Origin of the sequence: Rothia endophytica (assembly GCF_928381505.1) — a bacterium.
GTDB lineage: Bacteria > Actinomycetota > Actinomycetes > Actinomycetales > Micrococcaceae > Rothia > Rothia endophytica_A.
In genome coordinates, this window is sequence record NZ_CAKMSJ010000014.1 from 1 (window position 1) to 10,688 (window position 10,688).

A 10,688-nucleotide genomic window follows, 5' to 3' on the forward strand; every position below is an offset into this window, starting at 1 on the left:
GCACCCCACCTGCTCTATCACCCATCTGGGTTTGCAGAGCCGCATGGTGCAGATTGCTGAGGCTATCTCGCCGGATGCCGTGGTACCGGCTGCGTCGGGCTAAACCATGCTCGCGGCTCTAACGTCCCTAGGGTTTCTTGGTCAGCTTGGAGGGCCACCAGACCTTAGAACCGATGTCCTCAACCAATGCCGGTATCAGCAGGGCACGCACCACGGTGGCGTCCAGCAGAACGCCGAAGGCGACGATGAAGGCCAGCTGCACCAGGAACATGAGGGGGATGACGGCAAGGGCGGCGAAGGTCGCTGCAAGCACGATACCGGCGCTGGTGATGACACCACCGGTGACCACCAGCCCCTTGCGCATCCCCTGGATGGTGCCAACCTGTAGGGCTTCTTCGCGTACTCGGGTCATGAGGAAGATGGTGTAGTCGATGCCCAGGGCTACGAGGAAGACGAAGCCGTAGAGGGGTACGGTGGGGTCTGCGCCGGGGAAGCCGAGGATGTGGTTGAAGACCAGGGCTGAGACACCGATGGCGGTGAGGTAGGACAGCACGGTGGCAGCAACCAAGAGCAGGGGCGCGGCGATAGAGCGCAGCAGCAACATCAGAATGAGGGTGATGACGACCAGAACGGAGGGGATGATGACGGTCAGGTCGCGTACGGCGCTGGTGTTGGTGTCCAGATTGGTAGCGCTTTCACCGCCCACGATAGCTCCGGTGTCGTTCAGTTCGGTTCGGATGGTTTTGATGGTTTCTTCGGCCTCGCGGGAGTCGGCGGGGTCGCTGAGGGTTACTTGAATCAGCACTTTGCCATCGACCACGGTGGGTGCAGCGTTGGCGAACATAGGCGGCAGAGCGGCAGCTTCTGCACCTAGGGGTATGGTGCCTGAGGGTGAGTCCTCCGAAAGTACTGCTAGGGAGTCCACGCCCTCAGTTGCTTCAAGGGCGCTAACGGCGGTGTCCATGGAGTTTTCGGGCAGAATAATGGACGCCGGTGAGCCGGAGCCTGCGGGGAAGTGCTGGGCGAGGACCGCCTGGCCGTCGCGTGCTTGGGATTCGCCGAGCACCAGGTCTGACTGGCGCACACCGTTCGCTTGGAAGGTGGTGGCGAAGGCCGCGAAGATGGCGAGCACAAAGGCGGTAGCCAGCCAGACCTTACGGGGTTTAGCAGAAACAAAATCTGCAATTTTGACCCAGAGACCCGCGCTAGCGTCCTGAGTCCCCTCACGTAATTTGGGGCGGGCAGGCCAGAAGGCTGCTCTGCCAGCTAGGGCAAGGGTGGCGGGGAGGAAGGTAAGGGCGGCCAGCATGGACAAGACGATACCGGTGCCAGCTACCGGGCCCAGCGCCTTGTTTGAAGATAGCTCGGAGAGGAGCAGGCAGAGAAGACCAGCGATTACGGTGCCACCGGAGGCCAGAATAGGCTCGAAGCTACCCTTGAGAGCCGCTTTGGTGGCGTCGAATCGGGAGGCGTACTGGGTGAGAGCCTCACGGTAGCGGGCAACGTAGAGCAGGGAGTAGTCGGTAGCGGCACCGACCACCAGGATGAGCAGGATACCCTGCACCTGGCCGTTGATTTTGACCCAGCCCATGTTAGCCATGTGCCAGATGACGAAGATAGCACCGGAGAGCGCGACCATAGAGGTGATGAGCACCAGGATGGGGAGAACCGGTGAACGGTAGACAATGAGCAGAATGATAAAGACAACAATCAGGGCTACGGCAAGCAGGATACCGTCGATTCCACCAAAGGCTTCCACGAGGTCAGCGGTGAAACCAGCTGGCCCGGTGATGTAGCCGGTGAGACCAGCCGGTGGGTCAGCGATGTAGCTACGTACCGCTTCAACGGGTTCAAGCACATCTTCGTTGCCTTCTAGGGGGATGATAATTTCTGCAGCTTGTCCGTCTTCTGAGTAGATGACCGGGGAGGTTTCGCCGCTGATAACACCTTCATCACGCATGGACTGGGTTAGCCCGTCTAGGTAGGAGCGGTGTTCATCGGTGAGTTCGCCGTCGGCAGCAAAGACAGCAATAGCCGGGATGGAATCTGACCCGAAGAAGTCCCGCTGCTGCTCGGTCACCTGGGTTGATTCAGCGCTTTGGGGCAGAAAGTCGGTTGCTGAGTTGGTTGAGACTTCTGAGATTTTGCCAAAGTAAGGCCCGCCAATACCTGCAACAGCCACCCAGACCAGCACCAGAAGGGCAGGAATCAGGGCTCGTAACCAGGGCCGATTTTTCGGGGGCACTATATGTTTGGGCATGGCTAGCTCAGCTTTCTTCTAGGGATGAGATGAGCCTATCAGAAAGAGGGGTTAACCTAACCCGAAAGCACCTACTTTAGTAGGTAGCACCACAAGCATTAACTTCTGCCGGTGACCAGTGCTAATAGACTTTCCAGGGGGCCACGTCGAGCAATCGTTCTGCCCAGCAGACGGTCCCAACTCCAGGCAAAAAGTAGCGATAGGGCAATGAGAAGCGCGAGCATCCACCAGGAGTCGTCGTTGTAGGGCAAGCCGTAGGCTGGGGCGTAGCGGGTATAGAGAGCCAGCACGCCTATCTGCAAGACGTAGAGCGAGAGCGTCATCCTACCGGCAGCCACTAGCGGGTCAAGCACCTGGGCGCGCGAGGCAAACATACGTGCTAACAGGCAGCTCCACCCTAGGGCAGCGATGCTCAAGAAGAGCGCGAAAGCGATTTCAAGCCTGCTGGCGGTATAGGGCAAGAACTCACTGAGTTCGGTGGTTGCATACCAGTAAATCAGGCCGGCGACGCCGGTAGCGGCAACCGCGGTTACCGCATCTCCGGCTGCGCCCCACTCCCCCAGTGCACGAGCCAGGATGCCACCAACACAGGCATAGGCCAGAAGAGTGAAAGCCTGATAGTGGGTGCCGGTGAAGAACCACTGGTAGGCGTACTGGAGGTAGCTACCGGAAAGTACCTGCTCATTGTAGGCGGGTGTGAAGTAGGTCAGCGCGGTGGCGGCGAACCACCAAGAGAGCAAAGATATGCCGCCCAGCAGCCAGGCAGGTAAGAAGACCAGCGGGGCGATGAGGACGCTCAAAACGCCCAGGTAGGGCAGGACAATATCCACTTGTGCGTCCCACGTATTGATATATAACCCAATAGCTATCAACACGATTCCGCGGACCACCGATGAGGCAAAGAGCACCGGGAAGCTCATGCGTTCTGTGGAGAGGTAGGCTGATACGCCAATCAGCAGAGCGAAGAGCGGGGCTGTTACAAACTCACTGAGGTTTAGGACGCCAACTGGTCCCGCACCAGGGGCAACGTGAGCTACGTACATGGCAATGAGTGCCAGGCAACGTGCAAGGTCCACGCCAATAATGCGCCCCGCGCCCTGTGTTGCTGTCTTCATGGAACCTCCGCTTCTACGTCCGCTCACGATTATGCCACGCTCCGCCCCTTGTATGGTGTGACAAACTACTTACCCTTTCCGCACTGTACTGGTTTAGTTCAGGTGTGAAGCGGGAGTAGACTTAAGCGATCATCGGCAACCTCCATAACCCTCGCTTAGGGAGCAAGGGTCTGGTTGCCCCTGAAAACTTAGGGAATATAAATGAATAACACTCACACTTCAAGTGGCGTTAGCAGGCGCTCACTTGCCAAGGGAGCTACCTGGGCAGCCCCCGCCATCCTCGCAACCGCCGCCGTGCCTGCCTACGCGGCGTCACGCCCCGGCACCTCTACTACAACGCAGGGCGTTTACCGACACCTTATCGGGATTCAATACCCATCGACCTGCAACCTAGCTACTAGCCCGCAAACTGGCTACATTAACAATCTGCCCTACTCATTCCCTTCACTCGGAGGGGATAGCAAACGAGACCCACTCGCCTCGCGCGGCTACTGGGTTGAAGGTACAGCAGGAACCGTTACTGATATCGCCATCAAAACCACTTATACTTTCAGCCATAACATTCAGCTGACAGCATCCGGGCCCTACGGAGCAAACGTTACGATGCCGGGTTGGACCATAACGCAGGTTGATGCAAAAACCGTGACCGCTGTATACCGCGCTCCCTCGTGGCAGGTTTCCACAGCTGTTGCGGGTTCGGGCGACGCCACTGGCTTCTTCCTCAACTACAAGCTTTCCAGTAACTGCTTGGCCCCCAAAATATTTACTATCACTACCAATACGATTATGGGCTATATGGATGCTAAGGGGCGTCAGGCCTTCCGTAAAACCACTGGCCCAACCGTTATCCAGTCCTAAGAGAGTTGTAAGTAAACATTAATTATGGAAGAACAGAAAAACATTAGTTTAGAGCAGGCACCTGTTGACCCCTCGGTCGAACAGGCACCTATTGATCCCTCAATCGAGCAAGAACCTGTTGATCCCTCTGTCGAAGATGACTCATCGGTGAGTGTTCCTAAGGAACCCAGCGAAGAGTTCATCGAAGAAGGTGGCTTCCTCGATCCCGTAGATCCCGATGCTATCGACTGGGACTTCTAAAATATAAAAAGATGGGGTGTGAACTTTCAGTTCACACCCCATCTTTTTGTTTGTCTGCGCCCTAATTGAGGATGATGACATCCAGAGTACGTGGGCCGTGCACGCCCTCCACACGAATCAGCTCGATATCACTGGTGGCTGAAGGGCCAGAAATCCAGGTGATGGGCTTTTCGATATCCAGTCGAGAAACAGTTTCAGGGATCAGCTCCACGATGGTTTCCACCGGCACCACACAGATGTGGTGGTCGGGTACCAGAGTGATAGCGCGGCGTCCCTCAGCAGGGCTACTGTTGAGCGCAATGGTGCCGGTTTCAGCGCAGGACACGGTCGATGAAGTCACCACGGCGTCCACAGCATCCAATTCGCGCAGGGAGAGCGCACCTGGCTTATCGGCGTTGCCTGAATCGGTGACCGCTGAACGTGAAGCGGTGTCCTCGGGCAGCCAGGCGGCGTCCAGGCCAGCAGGCACCACGTAGCGCGATGCCTTGGCTAGCAACTCGTCAATGCGGCCGGCAATGGTCTCAGCAGTTTCGTGGTAAACGTTGGCCTTGTAGTCAATCAGGCGGTCGACCAGAATCTCAATGATTTCTTCCTGGCCCTTGTCGCTGACACGGCGGTAGGTGCGCACCGGTTCAGCGGGCTGAGGTGAATCCCAGAGGGAGGCACGGATGCGGCCCAGAATCTCGCTCTTAGCATCGGTCATTACTGTGCCTCCTTGGTGATGGGGTTAGCGGCCTCAGCCTTTGCATGAGCCTCGGCAACCTTGGTCTTGTTAGCCTCGATGAGGGCTACGACGTCCACTCGGGAGCCGCCAACGCGCTTGGGCGCAGCACCGCGCTCCTTCTTCCACTGGTTACGGAAGGAGGTGGACGGTGGCTCGGGGATGTCTCGGTAGTCAGTCCAGCCGCCGACCAGACCGGGCAGCTTGCTAATTTTGTGCTTTTTACCAGTCACCAGCTTGGACGCAGGCAGACCCTTGGTTGCCAGAGCCATGAGTTTGCCGGAGCTAAAGAGCTTCTTAGCGCCAAACATGATGGCGTCCATCTGGTAGTGGGGGTCCTTCTTGCCGCCGGCAAATTCACCCTGTGCCTTCTCAGCATCCACGGCTTTACCGCGCAGGTGAACCAGCACGTCAGGGATGTTAATCTTCACGGGGCAAGCATCGTAGCAAGCACCGCAGAGGGAGGACGCGAAGGGCAGGGTTGCATTGTGCTCGTTCTCGATGCCGCCCAGCTGGGGTGAAAGAATGGAGCCGATGGGGCCGGGGTAGGTTGAGCCGTAGGCGTGGCCACCGGCGCGTTCGTAGACCGGGCAGACGTTCATGCACGCGGAGCAACGGATGCAGTGCAGAGCCTGACGGCCTACCTGGTCTGCCAGGGCAGCGGTACGGCCATTATCCATAAGGATGACGTGCAAGTTCTGAGGGCCGTCACCGGGGGTAACACCGGTCCACATGGAGGTGTAGGGGTTCATGCGCTCACCGGTGGACGAGCGGGGCAGCAACTGAGTGAAGACCTCAAGATCCTGCACGGTGGGTAGCAACTTCTCAATACCCATGAAGGTGATGAGAGTATCGGGCAGAGTCAGGCACATGCGGCCGTTACCCTCTGACTCCACAATGGTCATGGTTCCGGTCTCAGCGATACCGAAGTTTACGCCCGAGATAGCCACCTTGTTGGTGAGGAACTTCTCGCGCAGACGGAAGCGGGATGCCTCGGCTAGTTCAGCGGGGTCGTCCGACAGGTTGGGGTTAACGCCCTCAATCTTGCGGCGGAAGATATCGCGAATCTCGGTGCGGTTGCGGTGGATAGCGGGCACCAGGATGTGGGAGGGGCGGTCATTATCGCCCAGCTGCACGATCTCTTCTGCAAGGTCAGTTTCGATGGCGTGAATGCCATACTCTTCGAGGTATTCATTCAGCCCGGTTTCGGCGGTAGCCATTGACTTGATCTTGTTGACCTCGGTGACGCCCTCAGCCTGAATGAGCTTAAGAGCAATTTCGTTGGCCTCGTGAGCGTCGCGTGCCCAGTGCACGTGACCGCCCTTGGCGGTGAAGTTACGCTCGAATTCTTCGAGGTAGGTATCCAGGTTAGCCATGACCTGCTGCTTAATCATGGAACCGGCGGTGCGTAGATCCTGCCAGTCGGGCAGTTCGCTGGTAACAGCGGCACGCTTGGTGCGAATCTTGTGGGTTGCAAAGCCCAGGTTGGCGCGCAACTGCTCATTCTTCAGCTCGCGTTCTGCATATTCGGGGAAGGGCTCATGTTCAAAGATGTTGCCCACGCCGTGACGAACCTGGGGCATACCGAGTGCGGTTGCAGTCATGTTTACTTACCTCCTGCGGTAACAGCGACGGGGCCGGAAACCTTAAGCGGGTTTTCTTTGGTGGATGCCAGAATTTCAGCGAAGTGAATGGTCTGAACCGGTGATTCCTTACGGGACAGGGCGCCGCCGATGTTCATCAGGCAGGAGGCGTCGCCGCCGGTGCACACGCTGGCACCGGTTTCTTCAATGTGCTGCACCTTATCAGCGACCATAGCGCCAGAGGTGTCGGCGTTCTTAAAGGAGAAAGTGCCACCAAAGCCGCAGCACTGGTCTAGGCCTTCAACCTGGGTGTATTCCAGGCCGCCCACGGTGCGCACCAGATCTTCCTGGCGGGTGCCAAGGCCCAGCAGACGCATGCCGTGGCAGGACGCATGGAAGGTAACCTTTTCAGGGAAGTAAGAGCCCAACTGTTCAGCAGCATCAGTAATGCCGCAGATATCAATCAAGAACTGGGACAGCTCAAAGGTTCGGGCTGCCAGGTCAGCAGCTGCGGTGGCGGTGGCGGTGTCACCGGCTCGCTCAGCAATCATGGGCTGCTGGTGCCCCAGGGAAGCAACGCAGGAGCCCGAGGGTGCTACGGCTACGTCAAAATCCCACTCGCTGAAGGCCTTCACATGGGTTTTAACCACGGGGTACGCATCGTCAAAATAACCCGAATTAACGTGCATCTGGGAGCAGCAGGTCTGCCCCTGAGGGAACACAACTTCATGCCCCAAACGCTCTAGGATGCTGACGGTAGCTGCCGCTACCTTCGGGTACATAGCGTCTACGATGCACGTTGAAAACAGTGCCACACGCATGTCTATCTCTCTATCTTCCGTGCGGTGCTCCCTGCCCGCCGTCCGTAGTGCTGCCGCCGTCTTTGAGCGGGCGCGGGGAGCGAGAGAGGGCACCTAGTCTGGATTCTCTTCTTCACTCTTCATTTAACACGATATTGGGTCACTTTTACCTTTTTAATAAGCGCACATTTTCTTACTCAAATCACCTAATGGTCTGACCATAAAAGCAACCCATAAACTCCTATACCTTGTCAGAGGCTCATACCAAGCTGACCCCCCACCCATCCAGCTCGCAAGATAGCCCCAATAATCTCTGAAATACCAGGGCAAAAGCTAAAAATTGTAAGATAGGCAACTTGGCATGGTGAGCGCAGTCATGTAATCTAAACCTCGACGTTATGGTCTGACCACATGGTTCGGCCCCTATCTTTTGGATTAGCGCTCATCGACGAGCTAAAGCCAAATACACACACCAAATTCAAGGAGGTTTACGGTGGAGAATACTTACACTGCTGTAACCGATGCCGTAGGCGGTAGCCTTGCGCTCAGCGCACTGGTTTCAACCCTGCCCCTACTGGCGTTCTTCATTATGCTGCTGGGTTTCAAAGCCCGCGCCCACGTCTCGGGTCTCGTTTCCCTCGTCGTCGCTATCCTCGTAGCCATCTTCGGCTTCGGCATGCCCTTTGACCTTGCCGGCATGAGCGCCTTCCGCGGCGGTATCTATGGTCTCTTCCCCATTGTCTGGGTTATCCTCATGGCAATCTGGTTCTACCAGATCACTGTGCTCTCAGGCCGCTTTGAAGATCTCCGCCGCACCTTCGACCTCATCGGCGGCGGCGACCTGCGCATTCAGGCGATCCTCATCGCCTTCTGCTTCGGCGGTCTACTTGAAGCACTCGCAGGCTTCGGCGCTCCCGTTGCTATTACCGCGACCATGATTCTAGCTCTCGGCGTTAAGCCCCTCAAGGCTGCCACCACCGTACTCATCGCAAACACTGCACCTGTTGCTTTCGGCGCTGTCGCTATCCCCATCACCACCGCAGGCGAAGTTGCCTACGGTGCTAATGAAACAGGCACCCAGGCTGCAGTCAACGTAGCAGCTGTTGTAGGCCACCAGGCTCCCTTCCTAGCCTTCTTTGTACCCTTCATCCTGCTCTGGATCCTCGATGGCGTAAAGGGCCTCAAGGACGCCTGGATGCACGCCGCCGTTATTGGTTTGGCCTTCTCTGTAGCTCAGTGGTGGGCCGCTACCTACTTCGCCTACCAGCTCACCGACGTCATCGCCTGCATCGTCTCCATCGCAGCAGCCGTTGTCTTCATGCGCTTCGTCAAGCCCCGCGGCGTCGCTGGCGTCCGCGAGCGCTACGGCATCACCGAGTCAGCTGAATCAGTTCACCTGCCCGGCCGCCGCATCTGGATGGCTCTCATGCCTTACCTGGTTGTTGTTATCGTCTTCGGTCTTGCTAACCTTTACCAGCCGCTGGTTGACTGGCTCAAGGCTCAGTCCATCAAGTTCGACATGCCCCTGCTGGCTGAGCGCCTGGTTACCGCTTCCGGTGACCCCGTGAACTCCGCCTACACCTGGGCATGGCTAGCTAACCCCGGCACATACCTGCTCTTCTCAGGTCTGATCGTTGCTGTGCTGTACTCGATTTTCAACGAAAAGGGTATCTATAAGCTGGCACTGGGCGATGTCATTAAGGAAATCGGTGTCACCGCGTACAAGATGCGTTGGACCGCCGTTACCATTGCTCTGGTTCTGGCTCTGGCCTTCGTCATGAACTACTCAGGTCAGACCGTTGCCATCGGTGAGTTCGTTGCTTCCCTCGGTGTTGCCTACGCCTTCCTGGCACCCGTCCTGGGTTGGGTCGGTACCGCTGTTACCGGCTCTGACACCAGCGCTAACGCACTCTTCTCCAAGCTGCAGGTTACCGCCGCTGAGAACCTACAGGTGAACGGTGTGCCCGGTGCTCACCCCGAACTCATGCTGGCCGCTAACACCACCGGTGGTGTTGTGGGCAAGATGATTTCACCCCAGTCACTGGCTATCGCAGCGACCTCAGTGAACATGGAAGGCAAGGAATCAGACATCTTCAAGGCTGTCCTCCCCTGGTCCTTCATTCTGCTGCTGGCTATCTGTGCGCTGGTCTTCCTGCAGTCCAACATCCTGGGCTTCATGGTCGATCCCTACTTCGCCAGCAACCAGTAATAATCTAAGCCCTCACGGCTAAGATATATGAGACGGTGCAGCGCCCTCGCTTCGTTGGTGCTGCACCGTTTTTCTACCCCCACTCCTTTCATGAAAGCAAAGACGTGAAAGATAAAGAACGCACCTACACCGCTCTATTGGAGTCGGTGGAGTACCGGCTGCGCCACGGTCAGCTACGCGTGGGCGATCGTCTACCCGGCGAACGGACACTGGCTGAAGAATACGGCATCTCTCGCGCCTCTGTGCGTGAAGCTCTGCGCATTCTCAGCGCAGTAGGGCTCATTCGCTCGGGCGTGGGCTCAGGCCCCAAAGCAGGCGCCGTTGTCATTTCTCAGCCTTCAGACGCCCTGGGCTGGGCATTACGCATGCATATCGCTACACGCACCCTACCCGTAGCGGACATCGTCACCACCCGCGTCCTCCTCGAGGGCACCGCCGCTGCTCAGGCAGCCAAGGTAGTGCACCTGCCCGAACATGGCGAAGCCTTGCAAAGAGCAGAGAGCTACCTTGAAGAGATGAGTCACGCCGGTATCTCTGATGACCGTTTTCACTTCTGCGATACCCGCTTTCACTACGAAATCTCGTCGCTCAGCGGCAATATCGTCATGGAAACCGTCATCGACTCGCTGCACCTTGCCACGGTAGGTTATGTGCAAGAGGCAGTGCCCTATCTTGAAGACTGGGAAAGCACCAAAAAGGAGCTCCAGCAGCAGCACCGTGAAATCTTCGCAGCTGTAACCGCCGGGGAGCCCGAACGCGCCCAGGCAGCGGTAGCTGAGCATATCCGCTGGTTCTATGCTCTTTCAGAGATTGGTGCCGCCCACTACGAGTACCACCAGAAGGTACGCGCAGAGCAGGGCAGCTAACCAAGGCATAGAAAGAGGCGGGGTGCACCAGGAATC

Annotated in this window: 9 protein-coding genes; 4 read left to right on the forward strand and 5 right to left on the reverse strand. The window is 57.4% G+C overall.

Annotated elements, in window-relative coordinates:
• Window positions 1–127: 127 nt before the first annotated feature.
• Both L6990_RS11495 and L6990_RS11500 read right to left on the reverse strand, forming a co-directional pair.
• Window positions 128–2,260, reverse strand: coding sequence for an MMPL family transporter (locus L6990_RS11495; protein WP_237204350.1), 2,133 nt, complete (start codon window positions 2,258–2,260; stop codon window positions 128–130).
• Window positions 2,261–2,358: 98 nt separating this feature from the next.
• Window positions 2,359–3,375: an acyltransferase family protein gene (locus L6990_RS11500; RefSeq protein ID WP_237204351.1), complete on the reverse strand. Its 1,017-nt coding sequence runs from the start codon at window positions 3,373–3,375 to the stop codon at window positions 2,359–2,361.
• A gap of 201 nt (window positions 3,376–3,576) precedes the next feature.
• On the opposite strand from L6990_RS11500, the gene L6990_RS11505 reads away from it, so the two are divergent.
• Window positions 3,577–4,233: a hypothetical protein gene (locus tag L6990_RS11505; RefSeq protein WP_237204352.1), complete on the forward strand. Its 657-nt coding sequence runs from the start codon at window positions 3,577–3,579 to the stop codon at window positions 4,231–4,233.
• 24 nt (window positions 4,234–4,257) lie between these two features.
• A complete protein-coding gene (locus L6990_RS11510) occupies window positions 4,258–4,473 on the forward strand; it encodes a hypothetical protein (RefSeq protein WP_237204353.1) in 216 nt (71 codons plus the stop codon).
• Between the two features lie 61 nt (window positions 4,474–4,534).
• Here L6990_RS11510 and L6990_RS11515 read toward each other — a convergent pair whose 3' ends face one another.
• From L6990_RS11515 to L6990_RS11525, 3 genes are read right to left on the reverse strand one after another with little or no spacing between them, the layout of a single operon-like run.
• Complete coding sequence (locus tag L6990_RS11515; protein ID WP_237204354.1) at window positions 4,535–5,176, reverse strand: LutC/YkgG family protein; 642 nt, start codon at window positions 5,174–5,176, stop codon at window positions 4,535–4,537.
• Window positions 5,176–6,798, reverse strand: coding sequence for a lactate utilization protein B (locus L6990_RS11520; RefSeq protein ID WP_237204355.1), 1,623 nt, complete (start codon window positions 6,796–6,798; stop codon window positions 5,176–5,178). The genes L6990_RS11515 and L6990_RS11520 overlap by 1 nt, the downstream gene beginning before the upstream one ends.
• A 2-nt stretch (window positions 6,799–6,800) precedes the next feature.
• On the reverse strand, window positions 6,801–7,598 hold the full coding sequence (locus tag L6990_RS11525; protein WP_237204356.1) for a (Fe-S)-binding protein: 798 nt from the start codon (window positions 7,596–7,598) through the stop codon (window positions 6,801–6,803).
• Window positions 7,599–8,070: 472 nt separating this feature from the next.
• On the opposite strand from L6990_RS11525, the gene L6990_RS11530 reads away from it, so the two are divergent.
• Window positions 8,071–9,786 carry an L-lactate permease gene (locus tag L6990_RS11530; RefSeq protein ID WP_237204357.1) on the forward strand — a complete coding sequence of 572 codons (1,716 nt, stop codon included), beginning with the start codon at window positions 8,071–8,073 and terminating at the stop codon, window positions 9,784–9,786.
• A gap of 104 nt (window positions 9,787–9,890) precedes the next feature.
• Window positions 9,891–10,652: a FadR/GntR family transcriptional regulator gene (locus L6990_RS11535; protein WP_237204358.1), complete on the forward strand. Its 762-nt coding sequence runs from the start codon at window positions 9,891–9,893 to the stop codon at window positions 10,650–10,652.
• Window positions 10,653–10,688: the final 36 nt, after the last annotated feature.

Excerpts from the sequence above, each read along its gene's own strand:
- L6990_RS11495 (WP_237204350.1), bottom strand. The coding sequence starts at position 2,260 with ATGCCCAAACATATAGTGCCCCCGAAAAATCGGCCCTGGTTACGAGCC.
- L6990_RS11500 (WP_237204351.1), bottom strand. The coding sequence starts at position 3,375 with ATGAAGACAGCAACACAGGGCGCGGGGCGCATTATTGGCGTGGACCTT.
- L6990_RS11505 (WP_237204352.1), top strand. The coding sequence starts at position 3,577 with ATGAATAACACTCACACTTCAAGTGGCGTTAGCAGGCGCTCACTTGCC.
- L6990_RS11510 (WP_237204353.1), top strand. The coding sequence starts at position 4,258 with ATGGAAGAACAGAAAAACATTAGTTTAGAGCAGGCACCTGTTGACCCC.
- L6990_RS11515 (WP_237204354.1), bottom strand. The coding sequence starts at position 5,176 with ATGACCGATGCTAAGAGCGAGATTCTGGGCCGCATCCGTGCCTCCCTC.
- L6990_RS11520 (WP_237204355.1), bottom strand. The coding sequence starts at position 6,798 with ATGACTGCAACCGCACTCGGTATGCCCCAGGTTCGTCACGGCGTGGGC.
- L6990_RS11525 (WP_237204356.1), bottom strand. The coding sequence starts at position 7,598 with ATGCGTGTGGCACTGTTTTCAACGTGCATCGTAGACGCTATGTACCCG.